Below are 15,939 nucleotides of genomic sequence, written 5' to 3'. Positions count from 1 at the left end.
GGGGGCGGTTCGGTCCTGGCATTCCCGTCCTTCGGCTCGTCGGTCTGCGCACGAGTATCCCGCACCGCCCGCGTGGCCGAGGAACCGCCGGACCCTTGACTTACAACTTACATCTTATAAGTTATCCGGCCATGACCAGTCTGAGCGGGCTCCGAGTGATCGACGCCGCCACCTTGTTCGCCGGCCCGTCCGCGGCGATGCTGCTGGGGGACTTCGGCGCCGACGTGATCAAGATCGAGCACCCGCGGCGCGGGGACCCCGCCCGCGGCCACGGTGCCGCGAAGGACGGGGTGGGGCTCTGGTGGAAGACCCTGTCGCGGAACAAGCGCGCCGCTGCCGTCGACCTGTCCCGGCCCGAAGGCCAGGCGGTGCTGCGGCGGCTGGTCGAGTCCTCCGACGTGCTGGTCGAGAACTTCCGCCCCGGCACGCTCGAGCGGTGGGACCTCGCGCCCGAGGACCTGATGGCGATCAACCCGCGGCTCGTCGTGGCCCGCATGACCGGGTTCGGGCAGTTCGGCCCGATGGCCCAGCGCCCTGGCTTCGGCACCCTCGCCGAGGCGATGAGCGGGTTCGCCGCCAGCACCGGCGAGCCCGACGGGCCGCCAGTGCTGCCCCCGCTGGCGCTCGCCGACGGCATCGCCGGCCTCGCCATGGCCTACGCGATCATGGTCGCGGTGCAGGCCCGTGAGCGCACCGGGCGCGGCCAGGTCATCGACATGGCGATCATCGAGCCGATCCTGGCCCTGCTCGGCCCGCAGATGACCGCCTACAAGGCACTCGGCGTGGTCCCGCAGCGCACCGGCAACCGCTCGCACAGCAACGCCCCGCGCAACACCTACCGCACCCGCGACGGCCGCTGGCTGGCGATCTCCACCAGCGCGCAGTCCATCGCGGAACGCGTCATGACCCTGGTCGGGCGGCCCGACCTGGCCGCCGAACCGTGGTTCGCCACCGGGGCCGGACGGGTGGCGCACGTCGACGAGCTCGACGAGGCGGTGGCCAGTTGGATCGCCGAGCGCGACGCCGAGGAGGTGATCGCCGCGTTCACCGAAGCGCAGGCCGCGATCGCGCCGGTCTACGACGTCTCCGACATCGCGGAGGACCCGCAGTACGCCGCGCTGGGCACCTTCGTCGACCTGCCCGACGAGGAGCTCGGCACCGTGACCCTGCAGAACGTGCTGTTCCGGCTCTCCGACACCCCCGGCGCGGTGCGGTGGCCCGGCCCGCCGCTGGGGCGGCACACCGACGAGGTGCTGCGCGAAGCCGGGCACGACGCCGAGGAGATCGCCGAGCTGCGCCGCGCGGGGGTGGTCGCGTGACCACCCCGGTCAGCTGGCTCTACGTCCCCGGCGACCGGCCGGACCGCTTCGCGAGAGCCGCCGCCAGCGGGGCCGACGTGGTGATCGTCGACCTGGAGGACGCCGTCGACGCCAGCCGCAAGGACCAGGCGCGGGAGAACGTCGTGGCCCACCTGGCGCAGCCCCGCGGCGGACCGCGGTGGCACGTGCGGATCAACGACCTGGCGACCGCGCGCGGCCGCGAGGACCTGGCCGCCCTCGCCGGCGCGCCGGGCCTGGACGCGGTGCGGCTGCCGAAGGTGGAGTCACCGACCGACCTGGACCTGCTCGACGAGGTCTTCGGCGACCGGCCGGTGCCCGCCTTCGCGCTGCTGGAGTCCGCGCGCGGCATCGCCCACGCGCACGCCATCGCCGCGCACCCGCGCACCGCGGGGATCGCGTTGGGGGAGCAGGACCTCGTGGCCGAGCTGTCCCTCGGCGAGGCGGCCCTGGACCACCTGCGGCTGCAGGCCGTGCTCGCCGCGGCGGCGGCCGGGATCGGGCCGGTCCCCATGTCGGTGTTCCCCGACGTGCGCGACGAGGCGGGGCTGGTGGAGTCCTGCCGGCGCGGTCGCGACCTCGGCATGTTCGGCCGGACCGCCATCCACCCGGCGCAGGTCCCGGTGATCCGCCGTGCTTTCCGGCCCACCGAGGCCGAGATCACCCGTGCCCGCGCGGTGGTCGACGCCGCGGAACAGGCCGGGGTGGACGGTGTCGGCGCGCTCGTCCTGCCGGACGGGCGCTTCGTCGACGCTCCCGTCGTCGCCAGGGCGCGCCGCGTGCTCGCGCTGGCCGACGAGGTCGGCTGAGGCAGCGCGTCCTCGGCAGACCGCCGACAACCGAACCCGGAGCCTGAAGATCAAGGGAGATCTCGTCGTGGGCTTGGCCGTCTGGGCACTGCTGTGCTACATCGCTGTGATCGTCGTCTGGAACGTGGTGCTCAAGCGCAGCATCGGTGAGGCGATGCTCGTCGGGTTCGCGGTGGTCTGCCTCTTCGGCGGCACCGACGCGCTGGGCCTGGCCTGGGCCGGGCTGAGCGACGCGCTGTCCGAGGAAGTCGTCTTCGCCGCCATGGCCTTCGTCCTCATGGGCTACCTGATGACGCGGCTCGGGCTCATCGACCGGCAGGTCGCCCTGCTGAACTCGGTGTTCGGCCGGTTGCGCGGCGGATCGGCGTACGTGTCGACCGCGACCGCGGCGCTGCTCGGCGGTCCCGCCGGGTCGGGCTCGGGCATCGCCGCGTCGGTCGGTTCGGTCACCATCCCGTGGATGGTCCGGTCCCGCTGGCGACCGGACGTGGCCGCCTCGCTGGTGGCCGGCAACGCCGGGCTCGGCATCTCGATCCCGCCCAGCTCCTCGATGTTCCTGCTGCTCGGTTCCGCCGCGGTCGCGCCGGTGCTCACCGCCGACGAGCTGTTCGTCGCCGCCTTCGTCGGTGGACTGTGGACGGTGCTGCACCGGTTCGTGGTCGTGTTCCTCTGGACGCGCCGGTACCGGGTGGAGGCGATGGACCGGTCGGAGATCGCGCCGGTGCGCGTGGCGCTGCGGGAGGGCGCGAGCTCGCTGCTGGTGTACCTCGGCATCGCGGTCCCGGTGGTCATGACGCTCGACGTCGGTGCGCGGTTCCTGGAGTCCCGGCTCGGCGAGGCGGCGGACGACATCAGCATCGTGGTGTGGATCCCGGTGCTGACCATCCTCGCCACGGTGCTGGTCGGGTGGAAGCGGCTGCCGCGCACGCTGCGCGGCTGGAGCGACGTGCTCGGTGACATGGCGCCGCGGTACGCGGTCATCGGCGCGACCCTGCTGTTCGCCTTCGCCGCTGCGGGCAGCCTCGGCGAGCTCGGCCTGGTCGACCAGCTGACGGCGATCACGGCCGGCATCGACGCCCCGGTCTGGGTGATGGCCGCGCTGGTGGGCGTGCTCATCGTGGTCATCGCCGCGCCGCTGACCGCCACCGCCACCATCGCGGCGGTCGGCGGGGTCGCGTTCAGCGCCCTGACCAGCGCCGGCGTCGCCCCGGCCGCGGCGGCGACGGTGGTCCTCGTCTTCGCCTCCACCGAGGGCGCGTCACCGCCCGGCGCGGCGCCCATCTACATCGCCAGCGGGATCGCCGGTGTCGACCCCGCGCGCACGTTCCTCCGCCTCCTCACGTGGTTCGTGGTGCCGACGCTGGTCATCGGCGTGCTCATCGCCACCGGCGTGCTCCCGCTGCCCGTCTAGGAAGGGATCTGACGATGACTCGCACTCCACCGCTCCGGCGGGTCCTGCTGGTGCTGTTCAAGGTCGGCCTGGCCGTCTTCCTGCTGCTCGGCGTCGCGGTCGTCGGCGCCCAGGCCGTCGGCGTGCTCACCGCGGACCCCGCGCTGGTCTCCGGTGCCGCGGACGGGCTGGGGACGGCGATGACCGTCGTCGCCGGCGCCACCGGCCTGCTCGGCTTCGCGATGTCCTACGTGTTCCGCTGGGAGAGCACCGGCGAGGACTGAGCTGCCGGTCAGGACCGCACGTCCCACGCGCACCGGAAGCCGACGGTGGCCCCGCGGGCGAGGCCGAGCCCGGGCAGCAGCAGCTTGGCGCTGTGCTCCGGCCCTCGGCGGCCGCCGTCGAAGTACCAGTCGGCGCCGTCGGCCCGGTGGTCGCAGCCGCCCTTGAGCATGACGAACCGGGTCCGCCCGTCGGAGTGCTCGCTCTCGGTCCAGTTCCACACCGCTGGTTCACCGCGCCGCAGCCGTCCGGTCTCGCCGGCGAGCTGCCACTCGTCCTCCGTGGGCAGCCGCCCGCCGCGCCACGCGCAGTAGGCGCGGGCGTCGTCGAGGTCGACGAACGTCACCGGGTGGTCCTCGGTCCCGGGCACCGGCCGTCCGCCGGACCAGTGGGCGAGGAAGCGGTTCGGTTCGGCCGGCCGGTACCCGGTCGCGTCGAGGAACTCCGCGAACTCGCGGTTGGTGACCTCGCTGGCGGCGACGGCGACGGGGGTGGCGAGCTCGCCGTCGCGCTGCAGCGTCCGCGCGTCGTGCAGGCGCGGCGGCAGCGGCTTCCACTCGTCCACGTACGGCGCGCCCTGGTACATCCCGGTCTCGCGGGCGCGGTAGCGCACGGTCAGCACGTACGGCCCGGCCGGGACGACGACGGCGTCCGGATCGGGCTCACCGGTCGTCGCCGGTGGCTGCGTGCGCACGGCGAGCCGGTGCGGGAAGCGCGGGTCCGGGTCGTGCGGCATCTCCCGCAGGGCCGCCTGGAGCCCGGGCAGCCACGTGGGTTCCGGGGCGCCCGGTGCGACGCGCAGCAGCGCCGCGATGCCGCGAGCGGGCACCACGCCGTCGCCGAACAGGTCGATGACCGGTCCGTCGACGACCGGACCGGCGTAGTCCTCCTCGCGGCGGTTCACCACCGTCCACAGTGTCCAGTCGCCGAGCTTCCAGCGCGACGCGTGGACGCCGGCGGCCTCCGCTCCCGGTGCCAGCTCGGCCAGCGGGGTCCACGTGCCCTCGAGCAGCAGGTCGCCCACCGCGCGTTGCACGGTGACCATGCGGCGCACGGTCGCGGCGTCCCGGCGCGACCAGCCGACCCACACGCCGAAGACCACTTCCCACACCATGACGCCCACGCCGTTGAGCCACGCCGACTGCAGCTCCTCGGTGTGGTCCCGGTGCCAGCGGCGCACGTGGTGCTGCATGTGGCGGCGCTCGTACCAGTGCGCCCGCAGCACGCCCGGCACCGGCGAGTCGGCGAAGAACTGCGCCCACGAGCTCGCGTGGTCCTCGATGCGCTCGACCGGCAGCTTGGACTCGCCCTCCAGCACGATCCCGGGACGCGCGCGTTCCAGCTGCGTGACCAGCTCGGGCTCGGCCTTCTTCAGCGTGTCGAGGAAGACGCCGTCCGCGCCGAGCTCGGCGACGAGGGCCGCGAGCTCGGCGATGTCGTCCCCGGTCCGCCGGGTGCCCACGTCCCAGGGGTTGTAGTCGACGAACACGCGCAGCCCGGCCTCGTGCAGGTCCGCGACCAGGTCGGCGAGGCCGGGGACGTCGCGGTAGAAGTCCCACTGGTTGCGGTCGTCGATCCCGATCACCGGGTAGGCGTGCCACAGCACCACCGCGTCCAGGCCGCCGAACCGCTCGCGCGCGTCGGTGAGGAAGCGGTCGGGCGTGAAGCGGTGTTCGTCGAACGAGTACAGCAGCTCGTCCCACAGCCACACCTGGGCGACCGTGTGGCAGCGCGCCGCCCAGGCCGCCTCCGGGCGGTCGTAGACGGCGCCGGAGTACGCGTGGCGCCTCCGGGCGTCCTCGCGCCAGGCGTGCAGGCGCCGGCGCCACGCGGGCCGGTCCGCCGGGTCGTCCGGGGCCGCGAAGATCTTCGCCTCGTCCAGCGCGCGGGACCGCTCGGGCGTGAGGTCCCCGTCCAGCGGCACCTCGGTGGGGCGGTCGATCGGGCGGGGGACGAGCGGGTCGAACGCGTAGGTCATCGTGCCTCTCCAGTCGGGGCGTGGTCGGCGGCGGGCCGGTCCCCGCCGGCGCGGGCGGTCACCGGGCCTCCTCGGCGGTGAGGGCCCGGGTGCGCGCGGCGAGGTCGGAGATGCGCCGCGGCCCGCCGGGCAGCGAGGTCGCGATGCGGTCCTCCAGCGGCGCGGTCCACCGCTCGCCGATGCCGTCCACCCCGTGCAGGGCCCCGACGACACCGCCGACGGTCGCCGCGGCGGAGTCGGTGTCCCAGCCCGCGGTGACCGCGATCGACACGCTCGGGCCGAACTCACCGCCCCCGCTGGCGAGCGCGTGCGCGATGACCGCGGCGTTGTTGAGCACGTGCACCCAGTGCAGGTCGCCGTACTCGGCGTGCAGGCGGTCGAGACCGCTGCGCACGTCGCCGAGGGCGGCCGCGTCCCGTCCGACGCGCACGGCACGGGCGAGCCGACTGCGCGGCGGGACCACGGTGTCGGCCGCGTCCAGGACCTCGTCGACGCTGTCGCACACCATGGCCGCGGACGCCAGCGCCGCCGCCCACATCGCGCCGTAGATCCCGTTGCGCGTGTGGCTGAGCCGGGCGTCGGTCCACGCCATCCGCGCGGCGGCGCGCACGTCCCCGGGGCTGACCCAGCCGAACACGTCGGTGCGGATGAGCGCGCCGATCCACTCGCGGAACGGGTTGTGGTGGGTGGCCGTCTCGGGCACGGGCCGGGCGTCGAGCAGGTTGCGGTAGGCGGCGCGCTCGGCGGTGAACACCCGTCCCGCGGGCAGGTCCTCCAGCCACAGCTGCGCGACGTCCTCGGTGGAGAAACCGCGCCCGTGCCGTTCCAGCAGCGTGAGCGCGAGCATCGGGTAGTTGAGGTCGTCGTCCTCCGGCATCCCGCTGATGTTCTCCTCCAGCGAGGTGGGGGCGGAGCGCCGGTTCCACGGCCAGCGCGCCGCGACGTCCTCGGGCAGGCCGACCGCGGTGAAGTACCGGTCCAGCGGCCAGCGTCCCGTGGCGCGCAGGATCTCCTCGATGCCCTCGCGCGGGACCTTCTCGACGGGTTTGCCGAGCAGGCACCCGGCCGCGCGCCCGGTCCACGCCCCGAGCGCGCGGGCCCGGTCCCGGCGCGGCAGGTCCGGCGCCGGTGGGAGCGTCGCGACGATCGCCTCCCACTCGTCCGGCTCCTCCGGCGCGGGCGCGGCGGGCAGCGCGTCGAGCTCGTCGAGCAGCGTTCGCGCCAGCGCGCGCAGCTCCGGCGGTGCCGGGTGCGGACCGGCGCCGCTGACCGCGGGTTCCGGGTCACCGCCGGCGGCGACCCACCGCCGGCGCACCGCGGTGACGTCCTTGCCCTCCACAGTGGACTGGACGAGCTCGTGCGGGAGCAGGTCCTCGGGACGCGCCCAGGTCAGCCTCATGCCCGCCCCTCGACCGTCTCGTCGTCCCGGGGCACCTCGAGCGCGTCCAGCTCGGCCAGCCGCGCGCGGGCCCGCTGCCGGTCCGCGCGCAGGATGTCGGTCGCGGCCGCGGCCATCAGGCGGCCGGTCTCGCGCAGGTCCATGCGGCTGGCCTCGCCCACCGCGTCGACCCACTCCGCCGGCACCGCGTCGGCCCCGCCCAGCCCGGCGCAGACCGCGCCCGCCATGGCGGCGATCGAGTCGGCGTCCCGGCCGTAGTTGACGGCGGCGAGCACCGCACCGCAGTAGTCGCCCCGGTGGCCCAGCACGAACCCGAGCGCGGCGGGCAGCTCCTCGATCGACTTCGTGCGCGACGGACGGCGGGCGTCGAGCGACATCTGCCGGTACTCGGGTCCGACCGAGTCGAACGGCGCCACGAGCTCCCGGATGCGGCGGGCCAGCGCGCGCTCCTCCTCGTCGTCGCTGGGCGGGGAGTCCCAGCCGTCGAACGCGTCGACGACCGCGCGCAGCGCCGCGGCGGTCCCGTCGTGCGCCACGTCGAGCGCCGCGCGCACCACCTCGTCGAGCCCCGCTCCCGGCGCGATCGCGGCCGCGACCATCGCGGCCAGCACCCCGGCCGCCTCCCGGCCGTAGCTGGACTGGTGCGCGCCGGTGATGTCGATCGCCTCGGCGTACGCGCCGCGCGGGTCGCCGGCGTTGGCGATCCCGACCGGTGCGATGTACATCGCCGCGCCGCAGTTGACGATGTTGCCCACGCCCGCCTCGCGGGGGTCCACGTGGCCGTAGTGCAGCCTGGTGACGATCCACTTCTCCGCGAGGAAGACCCGCTGCAGCAGCAGCGCGGTGGACTCCAGCTCGGGCACCCAGCGGGGCTCCCCGATCATCAGCGGCACCAGGTCCTCGGCCACGGCGTAGGCGTCGAGGTGCGCGCGGCGCTTCGCGTACACCTCGACCAGCGCCCGCGTCATGAGCGTGTCGTCGGTGATGTGCCCGTCTCCCTTGTGGTACGGGGAGATCGGGCGGGCGGTCCGCCAGTCCGGGTACCAGGGGCCGACGATCCCGGTCACCCGGCCGCCGTGCCGCTGTTCGATCTGCTCGGGCGTCCACCCCTCGGTGGCGCCCCCGAGCGCGTCCCCCACCGCCGCACCGGTGAGCACGGCCACCGAGCGGTCCTCGATCCAGGTCACTGGACTGCGTTCCCTTCTGTTCGTCCGGTGCGGTCCGACCGCCGGACACCGAGTCCTCTGTGGACACGCGTGGCGCGGGCGGCCCCGCCCGCTAGTCGTTGGTGCTCTGCCAGCCGTCCCGCAGCTCCCGCGCCAGGCCGTCGGCGTCGATCTCCCCGGCGAGGAAGCGTTGGTAGGCGGGCGTGGCGACGGTGTCCTTCCACTGCGCGTACTTGCTGACGAACAGGTACGGCGCCGAGGTCACGTGCTCGCCGGAGGCCAGGATCACGTCCCAGCCGTTCTGGGTGCCGAGCTCCTCCGCCAGCGCCTCCCGCGCCGACGTCGTCGCCGGGATGAGCGCGTCGGCGGCGTTGAGCTTCACCAGGTTCTCCGTGCTGGTGAAGTACTCCAGGAACTCGGCCGCCTCCGCGACGTGCTCGGAGTCGGCGTTCACCGACAGCGTCTGCGGGTTCGCCGCCTGGGCGGGCCCCACCGACCCGGCCAGCGGCGGCAGCGCGATCCACTCGAAGCCCTCGGGGGCGTCCTTCGCGATGTTCGCCGCCTGGTACGAGCCCTGCACGGTCATCGCGACCTGCCCCGCGTAGAAGGGAGCCAGCGCCTTCGACCCGGACTGGGTCAGCGTCACCGGGAGGATCGAGCGGTCCTCGTAGGCCATCGCGCGGACCAGTTCCGGCAGCGCCATCTCGCCCGGGCCGATGCTCAGCTCGGCGTCCTCACCACGCCCGCGGAAGTACTGCCCGCCGAACGCGGGCGCCATCGCCACGAACGTCGAGGTCGGGCTCGACAACCCCCAGCTCAGGCCGTGCACGCCGTCCTTCGTGGCGGCCCGGGCGATCTCGCGCAGCTGGGTCCACGACATCGTCGGCCCGGTCGGGACGGGCACGCCCGCCCGGTCCAGCAGGGCCTTGTTGGCGAACACCACGTACGTCTGCAGCTCGGTCGGGTAGGCGACGACCTTCCCGTCGACCGTGACCGAGTCGAGCACGCCCGGCGGGATGTCCTCGCGCGTCTGCGGCGACATGTGGGGCGTGAGGTCGGCGAGGTAGCCGTCCGCCGCGAACTGGGCGATGCCGGCGGCCTCGTAGTGCACGATGTCCGGGGCGCTGCCGGCGTTGAACTGGGTGATGAGCTTGTCGTAGATGCCGTCCCAGCCCGCCGGCACCACGTCGACCTGGACGTCCGGGTGGGTCTCGTTCCAGGAGTCGACGATCGCGTTGGTGGCTGCGATCGCGGCCGGCTGGTCGGACAAGGACTGGAAGGTGAGCGTGACCGGGCCGGAGCCGTCGTCGCCGCTGCCGCCGCACCCGGCGAGCAGCGCGCCGGTGAGCAGCAGGCAGATCCCTTTCCACGCGCGTGGTGACCTCATCGTCGCCCTTTCGATCGTTGCGCTGGACTCATCTCTTCACCGCGCCGGCCATCAGGCCGCTGGTGAGCTTGCGCCGCAGGAGGGAGAAGAAGACGATGCTGGGGATCGCGGCGAGGACCGCGCCCGCGGCGAGCGGTCCGAGCGCGACCTTGCCCTCGCCGCCGATGAACATCTTCAGCGTGATCGGCAACGTGTAGTTCTCCGGCGACTGCAGCAGGACCAGCGCGAAGAAGAACTCGTTCCAGGACGACACGAAGCTGAACATCGCGGTCGCGATGATGCCGGGCGTCAGCAGCGGGAACACGATCGACCGCAGCACGGTCAGCCGGCCCGCGCCGTCCACCGCCCCGGCCTCCTCCAGCTCGACCGGCACCGCCGCCACGTAGCCCTGCAGCATCCACAGGGCGAACGGCAGCATGTAGGTCATGTGCACCAGCGTCAGCCCGACGAGGCTGTCGGTCAGCCGGAGCGTGCGCAGGACCAGGAACAGCGGCAGGATGATGAGCACGACCGGGAACACCTGGCTGACCAGGATCCACGCCACGCCCGCCATCCGGACCTTGCCCTTGACGCGGGCGAGCACGTAGGACGCGGGCAGCGCGATCACGATCACCAGCGCCGTCGACAGCAGCGCCACCACGAGGCTGTTGAACGCGGACCGGACGATCCCCTGCCGTTCCAGCGCCTGCGCGTAGTTGTCCCAGTGCCACTCCTGCGGCAGCAGGCTCACCGACAGCGAGTTGAGCTCGCCGGAGGACTTCACCGAGGCGGAGACGAGCCACACCAGCGGGAAGCCGAGGAACACCAGGTAGACCGCGAGCGCCAGGTACTGCGCGGGGCGGACGAGGGAACGCATGGCTCACCGACCTCTCTCGGTGTCGTGCCGGAACTGCGAGCGCAGGTACAGGGCGAGCACGGCGACGATGACGATGACGAGCACCAGCCCCATCGCGGCGGCGGTGCCGATCTCGCGGTTCTTGAACGCCTCCAGGTAGACGAACAGCACCGGCACCATCGTCCGGCCGCCGGGCCCGCCTTCGGTGAGCACGTAGACCAGGGCGAACGAGTTGAAGTTCCAGATGAAGTTCAGCGACGTGATCGAGGCGACGATCGGGCGCAGGCTCGGCCAGGTGACCGCGGTGAACCGGCGCCAGGCGCGCGCACCGTCCACGGCCGCGGCCTCGTGCAGCTCCGGCGGGACCTGCTGCAACCCGGCCAGCAGGGTGACCGTCGTCTGCGGCATCCCCACCCAGACGCCGACCAGGACCACGGCGGGCAGCGCGGTGGAGAAGTCGCCGAGCCAGTTGGTGTCACCGGGCAGTCCCAGGCTGCCCAGCAGCGCGTTGAGCGGGCCGCTGTTGGCCGAGTAGATCATCTGCCACATGATCGCCACGACCACCGGCGGCATGGCCCACGGCACCAGGGCCAGCACGCGGGTCAGGCCCTGCAGGCGCATGCCGGAGTTGAGCAGCAGCGCCAGGCCCATCGCGGCGGCGAGCTGGAGCACGGTGACGCTCACCGTCCAGGTGAGACCGATCCGCAGCGAGTCCCAGAACAGCGCGTTGTCGGCCAGGTCGAGGAAGTTCTCCAGCCCGGCGAAGTCGTAGTCGGGCCTGCGCACCAGCCGGGCGTCGGTGAAGGCGAGCGCGATGCCGATCACCAGCGGCGCCACGGACAGCACCAGGATCGGGACGAGCGAGGGCATCACCAGCGCGACCGCCTCGCGGCGCCGGGACCGGGCCATCGCGCCCTTCGTGCGTGGGAGAGCGGTCGCGGGACGGACCCCCGCGGTGGCCGTGCTCATCGTCCACCGCCATCCACGGTGGACTCGCGGACGATCAGCTCGGGCTCGAAGGCGACCTGCTGCGCCGGTGTGTCCGGGTCGTCGGCCAGCTCCAGCACGAGCCGCGCCGCCGTGCGTCCCCGCTCCGCGGAGCCGAGGGAGACGCTCGTCAGGCGGGGCAGGTACACCTGGCCCAGCTCGGTGTCGTCCATGCCGGTCACCGCCAGGTCCTGCGGGGTGGCCAGCCCCAGCTCGCGGGCCGCGCGGAGCACCCCGATGGCCAGCAGGTCGTTGGCGGCGACGACCGCGTCGAGGCGGTCGCTCGGCGAGGACGACCCGGCGAGCAGCCGTCGGCCCGCCTCGAACCCGGCGGCGACGGTGAAGTCGTCGGCGATCTCGACCTGCACCCGCTCGGCCGAGAAGCCCTCGGCACCGACCACCGCGTCGAACCCGCGCTGGCGGGAGGCGCCCGGCGTCGTGTCGAGCGGGCCGTTGAGGAAGCCGATGCGGCGGCGCCCGAGGGCGTGGACGTGCCGGACCGCCTCGGCGATGCCCGCCCCGGAGTCGACGGACACCGAGCTGATCCCGTGTTCGCTCAACGCGCGCCCGATGACCACCATCGGCACCGGGGCCCGCCGGATCTCCTCGATCAGCTCGTCGTCCGTGCGCAGCGGGATCAGGATCATCCCGTCGACGAACCCGCCGCTCAGGCTGCGCACCAGGTCGGCCGTGGAGGCCGCGGTGTCGCCGGTCGTCATGACCACGACCCGGTAGCCGTGCGGGGCGAGCACCTCGTGGATGCCGCGCATCATCTCCACGTAGACCGGGTTGCCGATGTCGGCGACCGCGAAGGCGATCTGGAAGGTCTTGCCCATCCGCAGCGAACGCCCGATGGCGTCCACGCTGTAGCCGAGTTCGGCCGCGGCCGCGCGGACGCGCTCGACCATCGCCTTGCTCGCCCCGCTCCCGTGGAGGGCGCGGGAGGTGGAGGCCAGTGACACCCCCGCGCGCTCGGCCACCTGTTGCAGCGTGGCCCGTGTCGACGTCATCGTCTCCTCCGTGCTCAGCGGCCGGGTGCCGGCCGGGACCGGAAACGTTTCCAGTGTCGCGCCGGGCGGAGACTGGAAACGATTTCAGGATTGCCGGGGATGTTGTCACCCGGAGGAGTGAGTTGTCAATCACCCCGGTGCCGCGGGGTCAGCTGCGCACCGCGGCGCGGGAGCCACGGGGTCAGCGGCGCAGCGGGGCGGTGTCGAGCAGCGCGTAGGCGTGCTGGGACACCTCCCGCAGCTCCTCGGTGGGGAGCCGGGACGGGGGCACCTCGCCTGCGGCGACGTCGTGGGCCTCGTGCAGCTCGACCAGGGCCGAGCGCAGCTCTTCGCGCGGCACCGGGCGGGCGGCGCTCAACGCCCGCACCCGCTCCAGCGCGGTGTGCACGCGGGACAGCCACGCCCGGTTCGGCAGCGCCCAGGCCACGGCGACGGCGATCGCGGCGCCCAGCAACGTCGCCCAGAACCGGTTCCACCCCAGCACGTCCGGGTCGGTGGGCGCGGAGATCGCGCTGACCAGCAGCGCCACCGGCGTGGCGAAGGCCAGGCCGAAGGCGTAGTTGACGGTGACGGTCATCTCCGCGCCCCACTGCAGTGCCGCCAGCAGCAGGACCAGCACCCACAGCGACGGATCGGCGTGCAGCACGGCCACCGCGACGAGCACGCCGACGACGGTGCCGGAGACGCGTTGCAGCAGCCGGGGCACCGAGGTCGCGAGGCTGGTCGCCTGCAGGATCGACACCGCCGACACCGCCGCCCAGTACGCCTGCGGGATGCCGAGGAGGTTCGCGGCCGCGCCGGCGAGCAGCGCGGCGAGGCCGACGCGCGCCGCGTACGGCAGCAGCCAGGACTGCACCCGGTGCGGCCGGAGCGCGGCGCGGATCAGGTCGCGGATGGTCCACCAGCGCGACACCCGGGTCGGCGGGACCGGGTCCGCGGCGCCCTCCTCGCGCGGCACCGTGGAGGAGCGCCCGGCGCGGAGCCTCGCCGCGGCGAAGCGGACCTCGGCGGGCTCCACCCGCGGACCGTCGGGAGCCAGCAGCTCCTCGCAGACCTGGACGGCGTGCACCAGGTCGCGGTGCTGCGGGGAGTCGCGGCGGCCGAGGAAGGCGACGCTGTCCCAGGCGTTCGCCACCGCGACCGCGGCGCGGTGCCGCAGCGCGAGGTCCGCGCGGTCGTCGAGCGCGGCGGCGGTGGCGTCGAGGGCCGCGGCCACCACGCGCCGGTGCGGCCGGAGTCCCAGCACGGCGGTGCCGGTGACGGTCACCGTCCACGCGAACGCGCTCGACAGCACGACGGTGAGCACGTGCGTCGGGACGTCGGCGGGGTGCAGCGGCAGGTGCGAGCAGGCGCCGGTGGCGAACGCGAAGATCAGCCCGCCGGGCGGCCCGGTCTTCACGGCGGTGGAGGCGACCGTGCCGATCGCGCCGACCAGGGCGGTGGCCAGCATCGCCAGCGGTTCGTGCCACGGTCCGCCGGCGAACGCGGCGATGAGCACGCCGACGGTGACCGACGCCGCCATCCCGACCGCCACCACGCCCAGCGTGCGCGGCTGCTTCGGGTGCGGCTCGGTGCGGCAGTGCACGCTGGTCAGCGAGCCGAACACGGCGCCGGGCAGCAGGTCCATCCGCTCCGCGGCCAGCAGCACCCCCAGCGGGAGGGCCAGGGACAGCAGGGTGCGTCCAGCGGGCCAGAGCAGGGGGCCGCCGAGGCGGAGGCGGAAGGTGTCCCGGAGGTTTCGCGTCAGCACGGAGAGCGGCACTCGGCAGATGCTAGTCGGGGTGTTTCACTAGTGAAATACTGGTGAGAGGAACCGAACAGCCGGCCTCGGTCGGTCGGTGGTGCGGAACACCCCGCGGCTGTGACGCCGCTCGCACCCGGGGGTCGTGCCCTCGTGCTGGTGTCCGTCGTGGACGGTCTGTCGGTGTTCGCCCACCCCGCGGCGCGGTCCGCGGGAGTGCCGTGCCGCGTCGACCACCCGCGCAGTAGTGTGTCCACTGTGGACATCGAGACGTCCGGGGCTGCTCCGAGCGGAACGAGCGCCTGCGACTCCGTGGTGCTGCGCACCAGCGGGCGGCGGACCGCCCACGCCCGTCGGGGCGACAGCCTTGCCCGGCACTGGCAGACCGCCCGCACGACAGCGCCCGCCCGGATCGGTGCCGGACGGGCGCTGCGCTGCTGCGGTGTGCGCTCAGAAGTCGCGGAGCCTGCTGATCAGGGTGGCGAGGGTGGCGATCTGGCCGGGGGACTCGCTCGGGACCACGTGCTCGTCGCGGGAGTGCGGGCCGGCCCCGACCGCGCCGAGGCCGTCGAGGACCGGCTTGCCGAGCGCGGACACGAAGTTCGCGTCGCTCACGCCGCCCACCGAGGTGCCCTCCAGGACCCGGCCGTGCTCCTGCGCGGCCGCCTGGGCGTGCTCGAACAGCTTCTCCGACAGCGCGTTGGGGTTCATCGGCGGGCGGTTCCAGCTGCCGGTGAGCTCCACCCGGATGCGCTCGTCGGCCACCGACAGCGCGCGGAACCCGGCGTCGATGCGGTCCATCTCGGCCGGGTCCTGGATGCGGATGTCGATCTCGCAGGTCGCCCGGCCGGCCACCACGTTGCGGCCGGTGCCGCCGCTGATCCGGCCGACGTTGATCGTGGTGCCGCGCTCCGGCGCCGCCAGGGCGGTGATCCGCGGGACCAGCTCGGCGATCGCGTGGATGGCGCTGGCGCCCGCCGTGGGGTCGAGCCCCGCGTGCGACTCGACGCCGTGCACCGTCAGGTCGAACAGGCCCAGGCCCTTGCGGCGGACCTTGGCCTTGCCCTCGCGGCTGGGTTCCAGCACGAGCGTGGCGGTCGCCTCCGTGCACGCCTGCTCGATGTACGGGCGCGACGCGAGGCTGCCGATCTCCTCGTCGCCGTTGAGCAGGAACCGCACCGACGGGTGCGGGACGTCGAGCTCGCGCAGCAGGCGCAAGGCCCACACGCCGTGCACGAGGCCGAGCTTCATGTCCAGGCATCCGGGGGCGGTGATGCGGTCACCGTCGACGGTGAAGGGCCAGTCCGCGAGCGTGCCCACCGGCCACACCGTGTCGTAGTGGCACAGCAGCAGGACCGTCCCCTCGGCGGTCCCGGGGTAGGTGACGTCGAGGACGTCGCCGCGCGCGCCGTTGTCGTGGCGCTGCCGGGCAGCCGGCTCGCCGAGGCGTTCGGTGAGCCACCGCTCGATGTCGTCCAGCCCGGCGTCCAGCGCCTGCTTGTCGCTGCTGGGCGTTTCGTGCTCCACCAACCGACGGAGGTCCGCGAGCACTCCGGGGAGCTCCTGCTCCGCCCGCGCCACCAGCTTCGTCGTCACGAGTCACCTCTCAGGTCGTCAC

The 15,939-nt window shown here is 73.8% G+C and carries 13 protein-coding genes; 4 read left to right on the top strand and 9 right to left on the bottom strand.

Going from position 1 to position 15,939, the window contains the following annotated elements; translation table 11 throughout:
* The first annotated feature begins 131 nt into the window (after positions 1–131).
* The 4 genes from HNR68_RS19685 to HNR68_RS19670 all read left to right on the top strand — a co-directional run bounded on the left by HNR68_RS19685 (position 132) and on the right by HNR68_RS19670 (position 3,820).
* Positions 132–1,319: a CaiB/BaiF CoA transferase family protein gene (locus HNR68_RS19685; protein WP_179723242.1), complete on the top strand. Its 1,188-nt coding sequence runs from the start codon at positions 132–134 to the stop codon at positions 1,317–1,319.
* Positions 1,316–2,146 carry an aldolase/citrate lyase family protein gene (locus tag HNR68_RS19680; protein ID WP_179723240.1) on the top strand — a complete coding sequence of 277 codons (831 nt, stop codon included), beginning with the start codon at positions 1,316–1,318 and terminating at the stop codon, positions 2,144–2,146. Before HNR68_RS19685 ends, HNR68_RS19680 begins: the two co-directional genes overlap by 4 nt.
* A gap of 67 nt (positions 2,147–2,213) precedes the next feature.
* Positions 2,214–3,557 (top strand): TRAP transporter large permease subunit, encoded by a 1,344-nt coding sequence (locus HNR68_RS19675; RefSeq protein ID WP_218888359.1) that lies wholly within the window; start codon positions 2,214–2,216, stop codon positions 3,555–3,557.
* 14 nt (positions 3,558–3,571) lie between these two features.
* The gene (locus HNR68_RS19670; protein WP_179723238.1) at positions 3,572–3,820 is read left to right on the top strand and encodes a hypothetical protein; all 249 of its coding nucleotides are present in this window, start codon (positions 3,572–3,574) and stop codon (positions 3,818–3,820) included.
* Positions 3,821–3,828: 8 nt separating this feature from the next.
* Here the strand turns inward: HNR68_RS19670 and HNR68_RS19665 are convergent, their stop codons facing one another.
* The 9 genes from HNR68_RS19665 to HNR68_RS19625 form a co-directional block, all read right to left on the bottom strand.
* On the bottom strand, positions 3,829–5,796 hold the full coding sequence (locus HNR68_RS19665) for an SUMF1/EgtB/PvdO family nonheme iron enzyme (protein ID WP_179723236.1): 1,968 nt from the start codon (positions 5,794–5,796) through the stop codon (positions 3,829–3,831).
* A gap of 58 nt (positions 5,797–5,854) precedes the next feature.
* Entirely contained in the window at positions 5,855–7,195 is a 1,341-nt protein-coding gene (locus HNR68_RS19660) for an ADP-ribosylglycohydrolase family protein (protein WP_179723229.1), read from the bottom strand.
* Positions 7,192–8,382: an ADP-ribosylglycohydrolase family protein gene (locus tag HNR68_RS19655; RefSeq protein WP_179723227.1), complete on the bottom strand. Its 1,191-nt coding sequence runs from the start codon at positions 8,380–8,382 to the stop codon at positions 7,192–7,194. Before HNR68_RS19655 ends, HNR68_RS19660 begins: the two co-directional genes overlap by 4 nt.
* Positions 8,383–8,473: 91 nt before the next feature.
* Positions 8,474–9,748, bottom strand: coding sequence for an ABC transporter substrate-binding protein (locus HNR68_RS19650; RefSeq protein ID WP_179723225.1), 1,275 nt, complete (start codon positions 9,746–9,748; stop codon positions 8,474–8,476).
* Between the two features lie 28 nt (positions 9,749–9,776).
* Positions 9,777–10,604 (bottom strand): carbohydrate ABC transporter permease, encoded by an 828-nt coding sequence (locus HNR68_RS19645; RefSeq protein ID WP_179723223.1) that lies wholly within the window; start codon positions 10,602–10,604, stop codon positions 9,777–9,779.
* Between the two features lie 3 nt (positions 10,605–10,607).
* Positions 10,608–11,492 (bottom strand): carbohydrate ABC transporter permease, encoded by an 885-nt coding sequence (locus HNR68_RS19640; RefSeq protein ID WP_246330495.1) that lies wholly within the window; start codon positions 11,490–11,492, stop codon positions 10,608–10,610.
* Positions 11,493–11,548: 56 nt separating this feature from the next.
* Positions 11,549–12,580, bottom strand: coding sequence for a LacI family DNA-binding transcriptional regulator (locus HNR68_RS19635; RefSeq protein WP_179723219.1), 1,032 nt, complete (start codon positions 12,578–12,580; stop codon positions 11,549–11,551).
* Positions 12,581–12,761: 181 nt separating this feature from the next.
* A complete protein-coding gene (locus tag HNR68_RS19630; RefSeq protein WP_179723217.1) occupies positions 12,762–14,342 on the bottom strand; it encodes an FUSC family protein in 1,581 nt (526 codons plus the stop codon).
* A gap of 429 nt (positions 14,343–14,771) precedes the next feature.
* Entirely contained in the window at positions 14,772–15,917 is a 1,146-nt protein-coding gene (locus HNR68_RS19625; RefSeq protein ID WP_343050267.1) for a M20 family metallopeptidase, read from the bottom strand.
* Between the last annotated feature and the right edge of the window lie 22 nt (positions 15,918–15,939).

Origin of the sequence: Saccharopolyspora hordei (genome assembly GCF_013410345.1) — a bacterium.
GTDB classification, from domain to species: Bacteria; Actinomycetota; Actinomycetes; order Mycobacteriales; family Pseudonocardiaceae; genus Saccharopolyspora; species Saccharopolyspora hordei.
Note: the sequence above shows the minus strand (reverse complement) of the source record. Positions and strands in the feature narration are given on the sequence as shown.